We start from the raw sequence: 18,628 nt of genomic DNA, 5'->3' as shown, positions 1-18,628 counted from the left end.
CAATAAAAATGGCTTACCGCTAACCCAAGCCCGTCCGGAATACAATTTCGGCAATAATTATCACATACGCCCCGCGCAGAACGCAAAACCGGCCGAAACCGTGCCAGATGGATAGTCGGCCGTAGCGCGAGCTTCGTAAGTCCGTGCAGAAACGACCCTCAACCGACACCTATTATATTATAATCTAACGGCGCCCGCGCTGACTTACACAGGCCATGCTATTTTCGCAAGGACGAGGCCCGCACCCGGATAGTCGCCGCCAGCGACAGGTGCTGATGGGTAATGGGCTCATTGTCGCGCAGCTGCCGGATTTCCGTTAGCAGCAGCTCGCTGGCCCGGCGCCCGATGTCGTAGCCCGGCTGGGCCACGGAGCTGACGGCCGGCTCAATCAGCGCCGACACTGCCCAGTCGGAAAAGCCAATGAGCGCGACCTGCTCCGGCACGCGGTAGCCGCCTTCTTTGAGCGCCATGAGCGCACCAATAGCCACTGAGTCGGTGACGGCAAAGATGCCATCGGGCGGCTCCGGCAAGGCCATAAACTGCTGGGCAAACCGAAAGCCCTCGGCGTGCACTACCTCAGTGCACTCGGCCACGTATTCGGGGCGGAAGGGCCGGCCGGCGGCGGCTAGCGCGGCCTGGTAGCCGGCGAAGCGCTGCCGGGTGTTCTCGGGGTGGGGCGGGCCCTTGAGGTGGGCAATGCGCGTCAGGCCCTGTTGCAGCAGGTGGGTCGTGGCGTCGTAGGCGCCCTGGAAGTCGTTGGTTTCCACGCTGCTGGCGTCAAAGTCGCGGCTCACTTTATCGAACAGCACGATGGGCAGGTCGTAGTTCTGTAGGGCCCGCAGATGGTCCACGGTGGCCGTTTCGTTGCTCAAACACACCAGCAGGCCGTCCACGCCGGTGGCTTGCAGCATCTGCGTGACGCGGATTTCCTTTTCAAAATTCTCGTTCGACTGGCTCAGGATGACGTGGTAGCCCTGGGCCTCCGCCACGTCGATGATGCCACTGATGACGTCAGAGAAAAACGGGTGCACAATGTCGGGCACGACCACGCCAATTACTTTATAGGCTTTCTGGCGCAGCTTCACGGCCAGCGGGTGCGGGGTGTAGTGCAGGCGCTCGGCGGTGGCCATCACCAGCTTTTTGGTGCTCAGGCTGATATCGGGATAATCTTTCAGCGCCCGCGAGACCGTAGCCACGGTCACGCCGAGAACTTGGGCAATGTCGCGTAGCGTGGCTCGTTTCATAAGGCTTGGCGGGGTGGGACGGGGGTAGGGAATGGACTGGCAGAGGCAGCCAAAGCTAAGGGCAAAAAAGGGGTATTGCCGCTCAGCCAGCGCAGTCAAGTCGCAATCGTTTGCAACCCAAGCGTAAGAGCTTACCAAACCTTCTTTAGCTCCAAATGGCATCCGGCGTTACGTTTGAGAAGCAACCACTTAAAAAATTTTAGAAAGCGAAATCGGTTACGTAATCGATTTCGGAGCAGAATCCTGCCTAAACGCAAAGGCGCTACTTGACTTACTAGTAGTAAAACGATAATCTTTACCACATAACAAAGTCAACTCATCTTTTCAATCACTCCTCTTATGTCCATCACTCTACTGATTCGGGCCGGTTTGCCGGCCCCGACGCAGGCGGGCCGAAACCGGCTCGCGCTGCTGAAGCTGCTGGCGCTCGGTGCGCTGCTCATGCTGCTGCCGCTGCTGAGCCAAGCGCAAGCAACGCGGGCCATTTCCGGCAAGGTGACCGACGGGCAGGGCGGCGGCCTGCCGGGCGTAACCGTCCTCGTGGTCGGCACGACGGTGGGTACCAGCACTGGCGCCGATGGCGGCTTTGAACTGCAAGTGCCGGAGACGGCTACTTCGCTGTCCTTCTCGTTCGTGGGCTATTCCGCGCAGACGGTCAGCATCACAGGCAAGTCATCGGTGCAGGTCACAATGCGGGAAGATGCCCAGGCGCTGGGCGACGTCGTCGTCGTCGGCTATGGCTCGGTGCGCAAGCAGGACCTGACCGGGGCGGTGAGCAATCTGGGCCCGAAAGACTTCAACAAGGGCACTTTCACTTCCCCCGACCAGCTTATTCAGGGCCGGGCTTCGGGCGTACAGGTAACCCAGAACAGTGGGCAACCCGGCGGCGCGGCCACCATCCGCATCCGGGGCAACTCGGCCGTGACGGGCACTGGTCAGCCGCTTTATGTAATTGACGGCGTGCCACTCGATGGCCGCACGGCCCGGCCGGGCCTGACTACCTCTTTTGGTGATAGTCCCGACAGCAACCCGCTTAACTTTCTGAATCCGTCCGACATAGAGTCAATTGATATCCTAAAGGATGCTTCCGCCACGGCCATTTACGGCTCGCGGGCAGCTTATGGCGTGGTGCTCATCACCACTAAGCGGGGCAAGTCGGGCGAACCCCGGCTGGATGTAGGCATATCGGGTGGCTTCTCGAACATCATGCGCCGGATTGAGGTGCTCGACGCTGCCCAGTTCCGGCAAGCGCTGACCTATTATGGTGCTTCCCCGACCAACGACCGGGGCCAAAGCAACGACCCGTTGGAAGCTATTCTGCAAACCGCTCCACTCCAGAATTACAATGTAGCCCTGAGCGGCGGCAGCGATAACGGCCGCTACCGGCTTTCGCTCGGCTACCTCAACCAGGATGGTATTATCAAAAGATCCGGCTTCAAGAAATACAGCGCCAACCTCGCGACCAATTTGAAATTTCTGGAAAGCAAGCGTTTGGGACTTGACGTGAATATCACGGCCAGTCAGTTCCGCGAGCAGTTGGCACCCATCACCAACAACGGCGACTTCCGGGGCAGCCTCATTGGTCAAGCCTTGCAGTGGAATCCAACTGACTCGCTGTATGGCGCCAATGGCCTGCCGATATCCCGAATAGGTACCTCTACTGTCAATCCCGTAGCCACGCTGGAGTACACCAACGATAATTCCCGCGTTACGACTGCCCTAGCGTCGATTTCACCTTATTATAAGTTTACCGATTGGCTGGAGTACCGCGCGCTAATTTCGGCCAACTACAGCACCGGCATCCGCCGCACCTCCTATGACCAGCGCCTCAACATCAACGACTACCAGGGCCGGGGCTACGCCGCCATCGGCAATACTGAGCTGCAAACTCAGCAGATGACGCACACGCTCAACTTCAACAAGCGGCTAGGCGTCGACTTGAATGTGACCGCGCTGCTGGGCTACGAATATACCAAGTTTGGCTATTCGGGCTCGAACGTGAACGCACTAGGACCCGCGGCTGGCGGCTTCGGTAATTACGGACTGGACTACACCAACTACATCCAGATATCCAATACATCGGCTCGCAATATCTCATCGTTCGTGGACCCCGCTTCTGAGTTGCAGTCGTATTTCGGCCGCGCCATCCTCAACTATAAGGAGCGCTACCTTCTGACAGCTACCCTGCGCCGCGACGGTAGCACCAAGTTTGGCGACAACAACCAGTACGGCTACTTCCCGTCGCTATCGGCAGCCTGGGATATCAGCCAAGAAGACTTCCTAAAAGTAGATGCCATCAACCAGCTGAAGGCGCGCGTCGGCTACGGCCGTACTGGCAATCAGGAGTTTCCGGCGGGCGCGGCGCGAGACCAATACATATTCTTACCCAACGGCAACGGCGCGGTTCGGCGGGTCAACACGCCAAGCCCAGACCTGAAGTGGCAGTCGGATGAGCAGTACAATGCCGGCCTAGATGTAGCATTGTTTAACAACCGTGTGACGCTGACTGCGGATTATTTCTACAAGAAAACTACGGACCTGCTGTATCCGCTCTCACCAACTCAACCCGCCGCGCCCGGCTCGGTAGTACAGTGGGATAATCTTGACGCTACCATCGTAAACAAAGGCGTGGAGCTGATTGCTGGCGTCACGCCGGTCGATAACCCACGCTTCGGCTTGAGCTTTACCGCTAACGCGACCTTTATTCGCAATAATGTGTCGGGTCTGTCCGCTCCCATTTTTACGGGTGCGCTGAACGGCCAGGGTCTGTCGGGCGTGACCATAGAACGGATTCAGAGCGGCTACCCCATTAACTCCTACTTTACCCAGCAGTTTGAGGGCATCGATGAAACCGGGCAGGCTTCCTACGCCGACCTCGGGGCGCCCCGCTACCTGGGCAACCCCAATCCCACCACGCTGGCGGGCCTGAGCACCACTTTCCGCTTCCAGAAGCTGTCGCTGACGGGTAACTTCAACGGAGTGTTTGGCAACAAGATTTACAACAACACGCTTAACAGCGTGCTCAATGTAAGCCAGATTCAGGGTGGTAAGAACATCGCCCTGAGCAACTTTGAGGACCCCACGAAGGAATCTCTCAGCAATCGTCTTGCGCCTTCCTCGCGCTTCCTGGAAAGCGGCAACTACGTGAAGCTTACCAACCTGACGCTGTCGTATGCGCTAGGCGACATCGGCAAAGCGTTTAAGGGGGCCAGCGTCTACGCCATCGGCCAGAATCTGTTCGTGCTTACGAACTACTCGGGCTTCGACCCCGAAATCAACACTAATAAAGCGGTGAACGGAGTGCCGTCAGCGGGGATTGACTACACCGGCTACCCCACTGCTCGCACGTTCACATTTGGCGTCAATTTCTCCTTGTAATCCCACCCCTTTAGCTTATTCATTCTATGAAGAAGATACTCAGCGCGGCGGCTATGCTGGCCGTGCTTCAGCTAGCGAATAGCTGCCAGATTAACGAAGAGTTTCAGGGAACTATCCGCGGTAGCCAGATAAGCAGCACCGGTGGCAATGCGGCGGCTCTGCTCGATGGCGTGTACCTCTCTATGCGCAGTCCTTTTCAAGGGGCCACTCAGGTGTTTGCCCTTTCGGAAGTAACTACTGATGAGCGCATTATGCCCACCCGCGGGGGCGACTGGGACGACAATGGCGTGTGGCGCCAACTACACCAGCATAACTGGGATGCGGACCACGTGCAGGTGCGCGATGCCTTCAACAACCTGAACGGCATTGTCTTCGCAGCTACTGATATGCTGCGCTTCAATCCTAGTACGCAACAAGCCGCCGAGGCCCGATTCCTACGCGCCTGGGCTACATATTGGATATTGGACCTCTACGACCAAGCGCCGTATCGCGAGCCGGGTGAGGATGAGAGCATCACTCCCCGTGTACGCAAGGGTACCGATGCCCTCACCTACATCATCAGTGAGGTAACGGCTGTGCGCAATGACCTGCCCGACGGACCCGCTAGCCGGGCCAATAAGGATGCGGCCCGCGGCTTGCTCATGAAATGCTACCTCAACAAGGGAGTGTACGCCAACCGGACGACCCCCGCGTTTGACGCGGCCGACATGAACCTGGTTATTGGCCTGGCCGATGAGATTATTAATAGCGGGCGCTACCGGTTTGCTACCAACTACTTTGACAATTTCGCGCCCGCTAACACGGCTATCGGCACGGAAAACATCTTTACCGAACTGAACGAAGGCGGCATAAGCAGTGGGGCGCAGTTCGACCTGTGGCGCTTTATTTCGCATTACAACATGACGCCTAGCGGCTACAACGGACCGGCGGCACTGTCAGAATTTGTCAACAAGTTTGAAGACCGCGACATTCGCAAGGGTACGGTTTACGAGTACCAGAACGGGCCAGCTAACCCTGGCAAGCACGTGAACGTGGGCTTTCTGGTAGGCCAGCAGTATGACCTGCAAACAGGCGTTGCGCTGAAGGACCGGACCGGCGCGCCTCTGGCCTTCACCCCAGAAGTAAAAATCATCGAGACTGATGCTACTGCTCTGGAGCGCACCGGCATTCGCCCCATGAAGTACCCGCCGGATTTTACCAACAACGGGGCTGGCACAATTGACAACGACATGGTACATCTGCGCCTACCCGACGTTTTGCTGATGAAGGCCGAGGCCATCTTGCGCGGTGGCACCGCTACCGCAGCCGGTACCTACGGCAGCACGCCTCTGGAACTGGTCAACTCCATTCGCACGAATCCTTCGCGCAACGCCAGCGCCCTGAGCAGTTTGGACTTGAACTCGCTACTTGATGAACGCGGCCGGGAACTGTACCTGGAACTATGGCGGCGGCAAGACCTCATCCGGTTTGGTAAGTTCCTAGCCCCTTTCCAGGAGAAGGAGCAGACTAGTGACCCAAAGTACCTCATCTTCCCCATTCCTAACCAGCAGATAGCAGTAAACACAAACATCACCCAGAATCCAGGATACTAGCGACTAACCGCTAATAAGCCGCCGCTTACGCACAGGCAGGCCGTTGGTCGCTGCTATTGAGCAGTCGCCGACGGCCTGTTTTTGTGGGGCTCAACCTTTCAACTGCCAGTTATGAAAAATATGATGTTAGCGCTCCTGGCGGCGCTGCTCTGCTCAATTTCCCTACCCCCCCTCGCCGCCCAAACGCCGTTCGCGCCGCCCGACCCTTGGCGCATTACGGCGGATAAGGTGGACCCCAGTAACTACTACGGTGTGACTGTGGCCAACGGGATGCTGGGCATCGTGTCCTCGCCTACCCCCTTCCAGGTGAAGAGCGTGGTGCTGGCCGGCGCCTACGACCAGTACGGCCGGGGCCGGGTGAGCAACTTCCTCAACTCCTTCAATCTGCTGAATATGTACCTGGAAGTGGACGGCCGGCGCCTGGGCCCCAGAGACGCCACCAACTTCCGGCAGGAGTTGGACATGCAGCGCGCGTCGCTCACGACGACCTTCGACTACGCCGACAAGGCCACTATCAAGTACACCTACTACGCCTTGCGCCACCTGCCCTTCACGGTGCTGCTCGACGTGAGCATCACGGCCAAAAAGGACCTGGCCATGACCGCCGCCTCCGTGATGGAGGCGCCCGACGCGCTGCGCGACGCGCAGAACTACTACAACGAAATCGACCGGCCCCACGTCACGCTCAGCCTGCTCACGTCGTCGGCGCGCAGCCCGACGGGCAAGCTTCAGCTCTGCGCCTCCAACAGCTTTCTCTTCAGCGAAGCGCACGGGCAGGAGCCCAAGGTCATCCACGAGATGTGGGACAACAACATGCACCTGATGAAATTCAGCCGGGCGCTGAAGGCGGGGCAGACCTACGCCTACGCCGTGGCGGGCTCGTCCATCACCTCGGCCCACCACGCTGACCCGCTGAATGAAGCTGAGCGGCTGACCATCTTCGCCCGCTTGGAGGGTCGGGACCGGCTACTGGCTTTCCACGCCAAAGCTTGGCAGGACCTATGGCAGAGCGATATCCAGATTCAGGGCGACGCGCAGGCCCAGCAGGACGTGCACAGTATGCTCTATCACCTCTACAGCTTTTCGCGGGCGGGCACCGATTTTTCGCCCTCGCCGATGGGCCTCTCCGGGCTGGGCTACAACGGCCACGTGTTCTGGGACACCGACGTGTGGATGTTCCCGGCGCTGCTGGTCTTGCACCCCGAAATCGCCAAGTCGTTGATTGAGTACCGCTTCCAGCGGCTGGCGCCGGCCCGCCGCAACGCCTTTGCCCACGGCTACCAGGGCGCGATGTTTCCCTGGGAAAGCGCCGACTCCGGCGTGGAGGAAACCCCTGTCTGGGCCCTGAGCGGCCCGTTTGAGCACCACATTTCAGCTTGCGTGGCGCTGGCCGCCTGGCAGTACTACTGCGTGACCCAGGACCGGGACTGGCTGCGCGAAAAAGGCTACCCCATCCTATCAGCGACGGCTGATTTTTGGACCAGCCGCGTCGAGCGCAACGGCCCTGGCCACTACGACATCAGGAACGTGGTGGCCTCCGATGAGTGGGCTGAAAACGTGGACAACGACGCCTTCACCAACGCCGCCGCCCAAGTGAACCTGCGCAACGCCACGGCCGCTGCCAAGCTCTTGGGCCTCAAGGCCAACGCCGATTGGCTGCACGTGGCCCAGAACATTCCCATCCTCAAAATGGCCGACGGTGTGACGCAGGAGCACGCCACTTACAAGGGCGAAGGCATCAAGCAGGGCGACGTGAACCTGCTCGCCTACCCCCTGGGCGTCATCACCAGCCCCGCCCAAATCAAAAAAGACCTGACCTACTACGAAACCCGCGTGCCCACCGAAGGCACCCCGGCCATGACGCAGGCTATTTTCGCGCTGCTCTACTCGCGCCTGGGCAATGCGGACAAGGCTAGGCTCTGGTTCAAGGACGCTTACGAGCCCAATCTGCTGCCGCCCTTCCGGGTCATCGCCGAAACCAAGGGCGGCACCAACCCCTACTTCGCCACCGGCGCCGGCGGCGTGCTGCAAGCCGTGCTCATGGGCTTCGGCGGGCTGAACATCACGCCGGCCGGCATCACCCAAACCAAAACCACCCTGCCCACCGGCTGGCAGTCGGTGAAAATCACGGGGGTAGGGCCTGGGCGCAAAGCGTACTCCGTGAGCCGCTGATAATGCTTCTGCAAGTACAAAAACTCGTTTGTCATGCTGACGAAGGAAGCATCCTGTCACTGAAGAACGAGGCAGTAATTCAGTAACTATTGACTAGTGCTCGTTGGGGCGTGATAAGATGCTTCGCGGGGCTCAGCAAGACCGACGGTTTTTGACTGTTCTCTTAATTCCCTACCCCCTCTTTCATCCTGATGGCCGTCTCTGCCGCTGCTCCCGCCCCCAGTGCCGCCACCGCGCGCCTGCCCACGCTTTCCTTCTGGCACATTCTGAATATGAACGTGGGCTTCTTCGGCTTGCAGTACAGCTTCGGCTTGCAGCAAACCAACATGAGCCCCATCTACTCCTACCTCGGCGCCGACCCCGAAAAGCTGCCGTTTCTGTGGCTGGCCGGGCCGCTGACGGGGCTTATCGTGCAGCCGATTATCGGGGCAATGAGCGACCGCACGACCTCGCGCTGGGGGCGGCGGACGCCGTATTTCCTGGTCGGGGCCCTGATTTGCAGCGTGTGTCTACTGGCCATGCCGTTCAGTTCGGCGGTGTGGATGGCCGCCAGCCTGCTCTGGATTCTGGACGCGGCCAACAACGTGACGATGGAGCCTTACCGCGCCTTCGTCAGCGACCAGCTGCCGGCGCCGCAGCACGCCACGGGCTTTCTCACGCAGAGCTTTTTCACCGGTCTGGGCATCACGCTGGCCAACTTCACGCCCTCGGTGCTGGTGGCGCTGGGGCTGCTCAGCGCCACGGCCCGCAGCTCCAACAATATCCCGCACACCACCTACGCCGCCTTCTTTATCGGCGCGGCCGTCAGCATCGGCGCCATTCTGTACTCGGTTTTGAGGGTGCGCGAAAAGCCGCTCGATGCGGCGGCCGTTGCGGCCATCCGGGCCGAGCCGGGGGGGGTAGGGGCCACGCTGCGCGAAATCGGGGCCGCCATCCGCGAGATGCCACCCGTCATGCGCCGCATGAGTTTGATGATGCTCTTCAACTGGTACGGCATCTTCTGCTACTGGCAGTACATCACGCTCTGCCTGGCCCGCACGATTTACAACACCGCCGACCAACAGTCCGACGGCTTTGCGCAGGCCCAGCTGCTCACGGGCGAAGTCAATGGCACCTACAATGTGGTTACGTTTTGCAGCGCCTTTCTGCTGGCTTATCTGGTGCGGCGCCTGGGCGCCAAAGCCGTGCATATGCTAAGCCTGACGCTGGCCGGTCTGGGTTTGCTCGCGCTGCCCGCCCTGCACGACCCCAAGCTGCTGCTGGCTCCCATGCTGGGCCTGGGCATCGGCTGGGCCAGCATGATGGGCACCACCTACGCGCTGCTGGCCGGCGGCATCCCCAAAGCCCGCACGGGCGTCTACATGGGCATCTTTAACTTGTTCATCGTCATCCCGATGCTGCTCCAGACGCTGACCTTCTCCTGGGTCTACCAGCACCTACTTGATTCGCGGCCGGAAAACGTCATCCGGTTTGCGGGGGCGCTGTTTCTGGTGGCGGCCACGGCCGTGCTGCTGGTGCGCGGACCCGGCAAAGACCAAGTCTTATCCCTGGATGCCGAAACCGGCCACGCCTGACCGCGCTGCCCGCTTCTGTGACCTCCGCGCAATCTTCTGCGTCCTCTGCGGGCTAAAGCCCAACCGCGCCGCCAGCTCAATTCCCTACCCCCGCTATGCCCACCACCTTCGAGGCCCTGGCCCTGCTGCGCGCCGCGAGTACCCCCGCCGGCTTCGTGGCCAGCGTGAACGACGTGGCCAACTACCAGCGCATCTGGACCCGCGACGGCGTCATCACCGGCCTGGCCGCGCTGCTCAGTCAGGATGAAGAGTTAATCGGCACCTTCCAGGCTACGCTGAGAACCATCTTCGCCCACCAGCACCCGACTGGTTTTTTTCCCTCGAATGTGACGCCTGCCAGCGGCCAGGCCAGCTACGGCGGCAACTGTGGCCGCGTCGATAACGTGAGCTGGGCCGTCATCGGGCTGCTGCAATTCGCCCGGCTCGCGCCCGATGGCGCCGCGTTTGCCGAGCCCTACCGGCCCCAGGTAGTCCGCGCTTTCGCCGTGCTCGACGCCTGGGAGTTCAACGGCAAGCACTTGGTGTACGTGCCGCAAAGCGGCGACTGGGCCGACGAGTACGTGCAGCACGGCTACGTGCTCTACGACCAGCTCTTGCGCGTGTGGGCCCTGGAGCTGGCCGCCGGCTTCTGGCCCGAGGGGGGGGGTAGGGAATGGCCGGCGAAGGCCGGCGCCATCCGCGCCGTCATTGGCCGCAACTACTGGCCCGACCATGAAGCTGGCGCTGACCCGGCCAGCCTCTACTCACCTAACCTGATTCATCAGTTGCAAGCGGCGCCCACTGGCTTCTGGCTCATGGGCTTCAACCCGGCGCGGGTCTACCGGCAGTTTGATTTAGCGGCCAATGCGCTGGCTTTGCTGCTGAAGGTGGGTTCGCCGGCGCAGGACGCGGTTTTGCTGCACCACCTCAGCCAGCGCCTGCGCGCCGCCGAGGGCCTGCTCCCGGCTTTCGACCCCGCCATCGAGGCGCCCGAGCCGCTGCTGGCCGAGCTGACCGACAACTACGCCTATACCTTCCGCAACCATGCGCACGAGTTTCACAACGGTGGCCTCTGGCCGGTGTGGAACGGCTGGCTGGTCGCGGCCCTGCACCAGGCCCAGCGGCCCGACCTGGCCGCTGCGCTTGCCGCCCGCCTCAGCGCCGCCAATCAGCTTAATCCCGCCGACCCGGCTCATTGGGGGTTTTACGAAAACCTGCACGGCCAGACCCAGCAGCCCCTCGGCGTGCCCTACTGCACCTGGAGCGCCGCCGGCGAGCTGCTGGCCCAGGCCTACGGGCGGGGGCAGCGGCTGGTAATCTAAGATTCCTACCCCCTCTTTTTTCCCGAAGGGCAGTGGGAAGCAAAGCTCGCCGGCCGAACCAGTAGTTGTCAACCCATTAACCTTCAAGCTCTAAGCCCCGCGTATTAATTATGACCTCACCCCGCTACCTGCTGGCTATCGGCGAGGCGCTGGTGGATTTGCTGACCACCGATTTCGTGGCCGACCTCGCCCAAACCACGACGCTGCGCGCGGTAGCCGGCGGCAGCCCGGCCAATCTGTGCCGCTTCGTGCAGGCCGCCGGCGGCACGGCGCAGCTGGTAGCCGCCGTGGGGCAGGATGGCCTCGGTGAGCTGCTGCTGCGCGAGCTGGCCGCGGCCGGCCTCAGCACCGACCACGTGGCCCGCCTTGCCGGCCACGCCACCAGCCTGATTGTGGTGGGCCGCAGCCCGGCCACGCCCAGCTTTATTCCCTACCGCGGCGCCGATTGCCAGCTGGCATCCGTGCCGGCGGCCCTGCTGGCCGGCGCCGCTGTGGTGCACACCACGGCCTTTGCCCTGAGCCGGGCGCCGGCGCAAGAGCATATTCTGGCGGCGCTGGCGGCGGCCAGCGCGCAGGCCATTCCGGTGTCCGTCGATTGGAACTACGCCGCGCCCATCTGGCAGCCCCATGACCAGAGCCAGGCCGTGTGGGCGCAGCTGCTGGCCCACTGCCCCTTGCTCAAAGTCAGCCTCGACGACGTGGCTCGCTTTGCCGGTGTCGTGCCCAAAGCTGAAATCGCCAAGGCCTTTCTGGCTGATGTGCCCACCCGCGCCCTGTGCCTGACCTGTGGCAGCGGCGGGGTCTGGTTTCGGGCCGGGGCCGAGGAGTGGCAGTACCAGCCAGCGCCGGCCGTGGCGCAGGTGCACGACGCGACGGGCGCCGGGGATGCTTTCTGGGCCGGTTTTTTAACCAGCTGGATGCAGCGCTGCGGGCTGGATTCGTGCGTGGCGGCCGGGCAGCAGCTGGCCGGCCGGCGGCTGAGTGGGCAGCTGTAAATCATTTCACGCAGTGTCCCGCAGTGTTAAATCACGTAGTGTTGAGCAGTGCGCGAGCGTTAAACAGCACTGCGGAACACTGCGTGATTTAACACTGCGGGACACTGCGTGAAATGAATAAGGCTACACTTTCACGAACAGCGCCGACACCCAGCTGCGCAAGGTCAAATGGCGCTGGTAGACCAAGTTCTGCCGCTCGGCTTCGGCCTGGATTTTCGCCAAATCTTCCTCGTAAAAGCCGCTAAACAGAATCGGCCGGCCGGTGGGCAGCAGGCGACTGTATTCATGCATGTCTTCGAGCAGCACGTTGCGGTTGATGTTGGCCAGGATGAGGTCGAAGGGCGCTTCCTGGGCCAGGGTTTCGGCGCCGCCGAGGCGGCACTCGATGCGGGAGCAGGTGTTTTCCTGGGCGTTGTCGCGGGCGTTTTCCACGGTCCAGGGCTCCACGTCGACGGCCAGAATTTCGCGGGCGCCGAGCTTTTCGGCCATGATGGCCAGGATGCCCGTGCCGCAGCCCATATCGAGCACGCGCTGCCCGGCGTGGGGCACCGAAAGCTGATTTTCCAGCATCAGGGCTGTGGTTTCGTGGTGGCCGGTGCCGAACGACATGCGCGGCATAATCACAATATCATACTCGATGCCGGCGGGCTTCGGATGAAACGGTGCCCGCACCGACACCTTATCGGCAATAATTAACTGCTCGAAATTCTTCTCCCACTCCGCGTTCCAGTTCTGGCGCGTAATCACGCGGTGCGAATAGGTCAGCTCGCCGATGCCTTCGTAGCGGCTCATGATTTCGGCCACGTCGTCGGGCCGGAAACCATCTTCGGCGCAGTAGGCGCAAAAGCCAAAGTCCTGGTCCTCAAAGGTGTCGAAGCCTACTTCGGCCAGTTCCGCAATCAGAATCTCGGCCAGCTCGGCGGGCGCCTCGACGCGCAATTCAATAAAATCCACTTCTGTATTAGTTATGAGTTATGAGTTAAAAGTTATGAGTTGTTATTCGGCAATTCGGGGCAACTCATAACTTTCAACTCATAATTCCTTTAGTTTTTGCAGCCCGCAAACGAGCGCACTTTGGTGTAGTGAATGGTGAAGTCGGCCCGGTTGCGCTCGGTGGTCACGAAGAGCACATAGTCGGCAAACTCCCGGTTGGGCGCCTCGGCCCAGAGGCCGGATTTATCAGCGAAGAGCTTGTTGTCTTCCTTAAAAACCAGCACGTTGGCAAAAGCCTCTTCCGGCTCGACGTACACCGTGCCGAAACAGTAAGAGCGGCGGCTGGGGTCAGTTTCGAGGTATACCGCGCCGTAGATGCGGCAGAACTCCAGCGAGGCTTTCGGCGCCGCGGGGGGGGTAGGGGCTAGCGTCAGCAGCGCCGTGAGTAGGAAGGAGAACATGGGAGTAAGTAGGGTGCGGGGCTGGTCCCCGCCCGGACGTTCGCGTCGCCTGAATGGTTCTGAGGAGTTCGTTCAACATTGGGGCGGGGGCAGCCGAAGGACAGCGCAGCTAAGCCCCGCACCCTACGAAAACGACTTGATAATCTCGGTAAAGTCGCGCGATTTAAGCGAGGCGCCGCCGATGAGGCCGCCATCGACGTCGGGCTGGGCGAACAGCTCGCGGGCGTTCTGGGCGTTGGCCGAGCCGCCGTAGAGAATGGTCGTGTTCAGGGCCGCCTGCGCGTCGTAGGCGCGGGCCAGGCGCTCGCGGATGAAGGCGTGCACGTCCTGGGCTTGCTGGCTGGTGGCCGTGCGGCCGGTGCCGATGGCCCAGATGGGCTCGTAGGCGATGACTACGCGGTCAAATTCCTCGTTGCTGAGGTGAAAAAGTCCATTTTCCAGCTGCCCGCCAATGAAGTCGAACGTTTCATCGGCTTCGCGGGTGTCGAGGCTTTCGCCCACGCAGAAGATGGGCTGCAGGCCGGCGGCCAGCGCCGCCTTCACCTTCTGGCTCAGCAGCGCGTCGTCCTCGCGGAAGTACTGCCGCCGCTCGGAGTGGCCCAGAATCACGTACTCGCAGCCCACTGATTGTAGCATTCGGGCCGACACCTCGCCGGTATAGGGGCCGCTTTCTTGCTGGTGGCAGTTCTGGGCGCCGAGGTGGAAGCGCCCGCCGGCCGGCAGCAGCTTGCCTACCCCCGCCAAAAATGGGAACGGCGGGCAGATAACCACCTGCGGCGCCTGCGGGCCGGTAGCCTCATCAGCCACCATGTTGGTGATTTCCGAAACTAGGGCCAGGCCCGCCTGGTAGTCGAGGTTCATTTTCCAGTTGCCGGCAACGAGGTTCTGGCGCATACGCGAAGGGAAGGGGGGTAGGGATAATAAAGCCTGCAAAGCTAATGGCGCTACCGGCAAAGGCCACGCCCGCCACCGGCGGGCGCGGCCTTTGCCGGTAGCGCTCCTGCTTCCCTAGACTCTTAGCCGCAGCAAGCCGCAGCTTACTGGCCCACCAAATCGCGCCGGCTGGCCAGGGCCGCCACCTCACGCTCGGCGGCGCGCTGCGTCACCTGCCAGGGCTGGAGCTTGCGGCCCTGCTCGGCCAGCACCAGGCCCAGCACCAGCACCAGCACCGCCGCCGCCAGCGCCGTCCAGCCCAGGGCCGGGTTGGCGGCCAGCCGCGCCACCCAGATGCCGGTCAGGGCCCAGGCCAGCACCAGCGGAAACGTGCGCTCCTGAAACACGCGGCTCAGTGCCAGCCCGAGGCCGACTACCGCCGCCAGCAACGCATACGCCAGCGCATTTTCCAGCGCCGCGCTCACCGGGCCGGTCAGCTCGCGCAGGCCCAGGGTCAGGGTAATGACCGTGGCCACTAGTATCCAGCCCAGAAACAGAGCCAGCGGAATGCTGACCCAGGCCGGGGCCGCCCCGGCCTGGGTCAGGGCCCGTACCCGGCCGTAAGTCAGCACCAGGCTGCCCAGAATGACGAGCATCACGGCCACGCTCAGGGCAATCTGCTCGTAGGCAAAGAGCACGACCCAGGCGCCGGTGGCTGCTGCGGCCAGCGTAAGCGGCCGGGCCACGGCGTCGGGCCAGGCCAATTCGCGCTGCGCCGGCAGCAGCTGCCAGCCGGCGTAGAGCAGCAGACCCAGAAATATAACTCCCCAGATGCTGAACGCGTAGCCGGCCGGCGTGAGCAGGGTCGGGTATTTGGCCGACACCTCGCCCATCGTCTGGCCATTGAAGGGGTGCGTGTTGGCGTAATAGCTTATATAAACCGTAGCCGCAACGCTTAGCGCGGCCAGCCAGCGCCACAGGCGGCCAACCGATGAGAGGGGAGTAGCGTGGTGGGTAGGAGGAGGGGTAGGGGCAAGGGTGGGAGCTGCCATATCAATAAGTATAATGATTACTGGACTAATGACCCTGAAAAAAAATATTCAGCGGCGCCCTTACTTAACGTCTGGACGCCGCGATTAAGTATTGAGGCCGCGCGCAGTGGGTGCGCGCGGCCTCGAAAAATTTAAGTTAAGACCAAGCCGGTACCTACAACTTTTCAGCCAGAAACCGCGCCGTGGGGTTCTGGTCGCCCAGTTGCTGCACCATATGCTCCGGCGTGCCCTCGAACAGCAGGTGGCCGCCGTTGAGGCCGCCTTCCGGGCCCAGGTCGATAAGCCAGTCGGCGCACTTGATGATGTCCATATTGTGCTCAATGATGAGCACCGAGTTGCCCTGCTCGACCAGCGCGTTCAGGGCCGCGAGCAGCTTGGCGATGTCGTGGAAGTGCAGGCCGGTGCTGGGCTCATCGAAGATAAACAGGATTTTATCCTGTTGCAGCGTGGCGCCCTTGGTCAGGAACGAGGCCAGCTTGACACGCTGCGCCTCGCCGCCGCTCAGCGTGTTAGCCGATTGGCCGAGGCGGATGTAGCCTAGGCCCACGTCATCAAGCGGCTTGAGGCGCTCGGCCACTTTAGGCTGGCTTTTAAAAAACGCCACCGCGTCGGTCACGGTCAGCTCCAGCACCTCGTCGATGCCCTTGTCCTGAAATTTAATGTCCAGAATATCCTGCTTGAACTTGCGCCCGCCGCAGCCCTCGCAACTCAGGTAGATGTCGGCCATGAACTGCATCTCAATCTTGACTTGCCCTTCGCCCTGGCACACTTCGCAGCGCCCGCCCTCCACGTTGAAGGAGAAGTGCGAGGGTTTCAGCCCGCGGGCTTTCGCCAGCGGCTGCTCGGCGAAGAGCGAGCGAATGGCGTCGTAGGCCTTGACATACGTCACCGGGTTCGAGCGCGAGGACTTGCCAATCGGGTTCTGGTCCACGAACTCGACGTGCGAAACCTGGCCCTGCACGCCGGTGAGCTTGTCGAACTTGCCCGTCGCCTCGCCCGCGCCGCCGCCGAGCTGCTTGAGCACGGCCGGCGCCAGAATGCGCTTGACCAGCGTCGATTTGCCGGAGCCTGACACGCCCGTGACGACCGTCATCACGCCGAGCGGAAACTTGACCGTGACGTTCTTAAGGTTGTTTTCGCGGGCGCCAAACACTTCCAGCGCGTTGCGCCAGGGCCGCCGCACCTTGGGCACCGGTACGCTGAGGTCGCCGCTGAGGTAGCGCCCGGTGTAGGTTTGGCGGTCTTTCAGCAGGTCATCAAATGAGCCCTGAAACATCAGATGACCGCCGCCGGAGCCAGCTTCGGGGCCGATGTCGATAATCTGGTCGGCCACTTCCATCATCTTCTCCTCGTGCTCAACCACAATCACAGTGTTGCCGAGCTGCTGCAACGAGCGCAGCACGCCAATGAGCTGCTCGGCATCTTTCGGATGAAGACCAATCGAAGGCTCATCGAGCACGTACATCGAGCCCACGAGCGCCGAGCCCAAGGAGGTAGCCAGCGAAATCCGCTGGCTCTCGCCGCCGCTGAGCGTGTTGCTCAGGCGGTTGAGAGTCAGGTAGCCCAGCCCTACCCGGTTGAGGTAGCCGAGGCGGTTGGTGATTTCGGTGCTCAGTCGCTCGGCGATTTTCTGGTCGTGCTCGCTCAGGCCCAGGTTCTCGAAGAAGGCCAGCGCCTCGCTCACCGGCAGCAGCACGAGGTCGGCGATGTTCTTCTCGGCCAGGCGCACGTACTGCGCGTCTTTGCGCAGGCGCGTGCCGCGGCAGTCGGGGCAGGTCGTGCGGCCCCGGTAGCGGCTTTGCAGCACCCGGTACTGAATCTTGTGGGTCTGCGTCGAAACCCAGCGGAAGTAGGCGTCGAGGCCCTCAAAGTACTTGTTGCCAGTCCACAAAAGCCGCCGCTCCGATTCGCTTAAATCCGAATAAGGCCGGTGAATGGGAAAGTCGAAGCGAATGCCATGCTTGAGCAGCGGCTTGAGCCATTCGCCCTGCTTCTCGGTCCGCCAGGGGGCGATGGCGCCTTCATACACCGTCAGGCTCTTGTCGGGAATCACCAAATCCTCATCGATGCCCAGCACCGAGCCGAAGCCCTCGCAGGTCTGGCAGGCGCCGTAGGGGTTGTTGAAGGAGAAGAAGTTAACGCTCGGCTCTTCGAAGGTGAGGCCATCCAATTCAAACTTGTCCGAGAAGGTGCGCGTCTCGGCGTCGGTGCGCACCACGCAGGCGCCGTGGCCCTCAAAAAACGCGGTTTGCACCGAGTCCGAAAGCCGGAACTGCAAGTCCTCATCATCGGGCTGCACCACGGCGCGGTCAATCAAAATGAAGACCTCGCCCTTCACTTCCGGCTTGCCTTCGCCAATCAGGTTCTCGATAAAAGCCGTTTCGTTGTCGTTAATGACAACCCGCGAGTAGCCTTTTTGCAAGAGCAAATCCAGCTCCTTGCTCATTGCCCGGCTCTTATCGGCCAGCAGCGGCGCCAGGATGGTTACCCGCGTCGAGGGGGGTAGGGAAACCAGGAAATCCACCACGTCGGCCACCGTGTCCTTGCGCACCTGCTGCCCGCTGACGGGCGAAAACGTGCGGCCCACCCGCGCAAACAAGAGCTTGAGGTAGTCGTAAATCTCGGTGCTCGTGCCCACCGTCGAGCGGTTGTTTTTGATGCTGACCTTCTGCTCAATGGCAATGGCCGGCGAGATGCCGCGGATGTAGTCCACGTCGGGCTTGTCCATGCGCCCCAGAAACTGCCGGGCGTAGGAGCTGAGGCTCTCCACGTACATGCGCTGCCCCTCGGCGTAAAGCGTATCAAACGCCAGACTCGACTTGCCGGAGCCCGACAGGCCCGTGACGACGATAAACTGGTTGCGCGGCAACGCCACGCTCAGGTTCTTGAGGTTGTGGACGCGGGCGTTCTTGATGAGAATAAACTGGCGCGGGTCGAGGGCATCAATCGGGTCTTGGGCCGGGGCGGCGGCGTGCAGGGCGTTTTTGTCAGGCATAGCTAAGCTAACCGCGGGGGGTAGGCGGAAGGTTTCCGCAAAGGTCGCCCCGGCGCGT

Annotated in this window: 12 protein-coding genes; 6 read left to right on the top strand and 6 right to left on the bottom strand. The window is 61.6% G+C overall.

Annotation, left to right across the window (positions count from 1 at the left end):
* Positions 1-218 precede the first annotated feature (218 nt).
* Complete coding sequence (locus ACFE70_RS14265) at positions 219-1,244, bottom strand: LacI family DNA-binding transcriptional regulator (RefSeq protein ID WP_375418433.1); 1,026 nt, start codon at positions 1,242-1,244, stop codon at positions 219-221.
* A gap of 339 nt (positions 1,245-1,583) precedes the next feature.
* Between ACFE70_RS14265 and ACFE70_RS14260 the strand changes: the two genes are divergently transcribed.
* The 6 genes from ACFE70_RS14260 to ACFE70_RS14235 all read left to right on the top strand — a co-directional run bounded on the left by ACFE70_RS14260 (position 1,584) and on the right by ACFE70_RS14235 (position 12,256).
* On the top strand, positions 1,584-4,622 hold the full coding sequence (locus tag ACFE70_RS14260) for a SusC/RagA family TonB-linked outer membrane protein (RefSeq protein WP_375418432.1): 3,039 nt from the start codon (positions 1,584-1,586) through the stop codon (positions 4,620-4,622).
* 26 nt (positions 4,623-4,648) lie between these two features.
* Complete coding sequence (locus tag ACFE70_RS14255) at positions 4,649-6,214, top strand: RagB/SusD family nutrient uptake outer membrane protein (RefSeq protein ID WP_375418431.1); 1,566 nt, start codon at positions 4,649-4,651, stop codon at positions 6,212-6,214.
* Between the two features lie 120 nt (positions 6,215-6,334).
* Positions 6,335-8,386 (top strand): glycoside hydrolase family 65 protein, encoded by a 2,052-nt coding sequence (locus ACFE70_RS14250; RefSeq protein WP_375418430.1) that lies wholly within the window; start codon positions 6,335-6,337, stop codon positions 8,384-8,386.
* A 191-nt stretch (positions 8,387-8,577) separates the two neighbouring features.
* Positions 8,578-9,960: an MFS transporter gene (locus ACFE70_RS14245; protein WP_375418429.1), complete on the top strand. Its 1,383-nt coding sequence runs from the start codon at positions 8,578-8,580 to the stop codon at positions 9,958-9,960.
* A gap of 95 nt (positions 9,961-10,055) precedes the next feature.
* Complete coding sequence (locus tag ACFE70_RS14240) at positions 10,056-11,261, top strand: glycoside hydrolase 100 family protein (protein ID WP_375418428.1); 1,206 nt, start codon at positions 10,056-10,058, stop codon at positions 11,259-11,261.
* A gap of 110 nt (positions 11,262-11,371) precedes the next feature.
* Positions 11,372-12,256, top strand: coding sequence for a carbohydrate kinase family protein (locus ACFE70_RS14235; RefSeq protein ID WP_375418427.1), 885 nt, complete (start codon positions 11,372-11,374; stop codon positions 12,254-12,256).
* A gap of 123 nt (positions 12,257-12,379) precedes the next feature.
* Here the strand turns inward: ACFE70_RS14235 and prmA are convergent, their stop codons facing one another.
* The 5 genes from prmA to uvrA form a co-directional block, all read right to left on the bottom strand.
* Positions 12,380-13,210, bottom strand: a complete 831-nt coding sequence (gene prmA, locus ACFE70_RS14230) for a 50S ribosomal protein L11 methyltransferase (protein WP_375418426.1) — start codon at positions 13,208-13,210, stop codon at positions 12,380-12,382.
* Positions 13,211-13,299: 89 nt separating this feature from the next.
* The gene (locus ACFE70_RS14225; RefSeq protein WP_375418425.1) at positions 13,300-13,650 is read right to left on the bottom strand and encodes a hypothetical protein; all 351 of its coding nucleotides are present in this window, start codon (positions 13,648-13,650) and stop codon (positions 13,300-13,302) included.
* Positions 13,651-13,773: 123 nt separating this feature from the next.
* Positions 13,774-14,544: a triose-phosphate isomerase gene (gene tpiA, locus ACFE70_RS14220; RefSeq protein WP_375418424.1), complete on the bottom strand. Its 771-nt coding sequence runs from the start codon at positions 14,542-14,544 to the stop codon at positions 13,774-13,776.
* Positions 14,545-14,687: 143 nt separating this feature from the next.
* A complete protein-coding gene (locus tag ACFE70_RS14215; protein WP_375418423.1) occupies positions 14,688-15,575 on the bottom strand; it encodes a hypothetical protein in 888 nt (295 codons plus the stop codon).
* Between the two features lie 154 nt (positions 15,576-15,729).
* Positions 15,730-18,570 carry an excinuclease ABC subunit UvrA gene (gene uvrA, locus ACFE70_RS14210; RefSeq protein ID WP_375418422.1) on the bottom strand — a complete coding sequence of 947 codons (2,841 nt, stop codon included), beginning with the start codon at positions 18,568-18,570 and terminating at the stop codon, positions 15,730-15,732.
* Between the last annotated feature and the right edge of the window lie 58 nt (positions 18,571-18,628).

It is taken from the genome of uncultured Hymenobacter sp. (genome assembly GCF_964243305.1).
In the GTDB taxonomy this organism is placed as follows: Bacteria; Bacteroidota; Bacteroidia; order Cytophagales; family Hymenobacteraceae; genus Hymenobacter.
This window is presented reverse-complemented; position numbering and strand designations above follow the sequence as displayed.

Coding starts and splice junctions, on each gene's coding strand:
- ACFE70_RS14265 (WP_375418433.1), bottom strand. CDS start 1,244: ATGAAACGAGCCACGCTACGCGACATTGCCCAAGTTCTCGGCGTGACC.
- ACFE70_RS14260 (WP_375418432.1), top strand. CDS start 1,584: ATGTCCATCACTCTACTGATTCGGGCCGGTTTGCCGGCCCCGACGCAG.
- ACFE70_RS14255 (WP_375418431.1), top strand. CDS start 4,649: ATGAAGAAGATACTCAGCGCGGCGGCTATGCTGGCCGTGCTTCAGCTA.
- ACFE70_RS14250 (WP_375418430.1), top strand. CDS start 6,335: ATGATGTTAGCGCTCCTGGCGGCGCTGCTCTGCTCAATTTCCCTACCC.
- ACFE70_RS14245 (WP_375418429.1), top strand. CDS start 8,578: ATGGCCGTCTCTGCCGCTGCTCCCGCCCCCAGTGCCGCCACCGCGCGC.
- ACFE70_RS14240 (WP_375418428.1), top strand. CDS start 10,056: ATGCCCACCACCTTCGAGGCCCTGGCCCTGCTGCGCGCCGCGAGTACC.
- ACFE70_RS14235 (WP_375418427.1), top strand. CDS start 11,372: ATGACCTCACCCCGCTACCTGCTGGCTATCGGCGAGGCGCTGGTGGAT.
- ACFE70_RS14225 (WP_375418425.1), bottom strand. CDS start 13,650: ATGTTCTCCTTCCTACTCACGGCGCTGCTGACGCTAGCCCCTACCCCC.
- tpiA (WP_375418424.1), bottom strand. CDS start 14,544: ATGCGCCAGAACCTCGTTGCCGGCAACTGGAAAATGAACCTCGACTAC.
- ACFE70_RS14215 (WP_375418423.1), bottom strand. CDS start 15,575: ATGGCAGCTCCCACCCTTGCCCCTACCCCTCCTCCTACCCACCACGCT.
- uvrA (WP_375418422.1), bottom strand. CDS start 18,570: ATGCCTGACAAAAACGCCCTGCACGCCGCCGCCCCGGCCCAAGACCCG.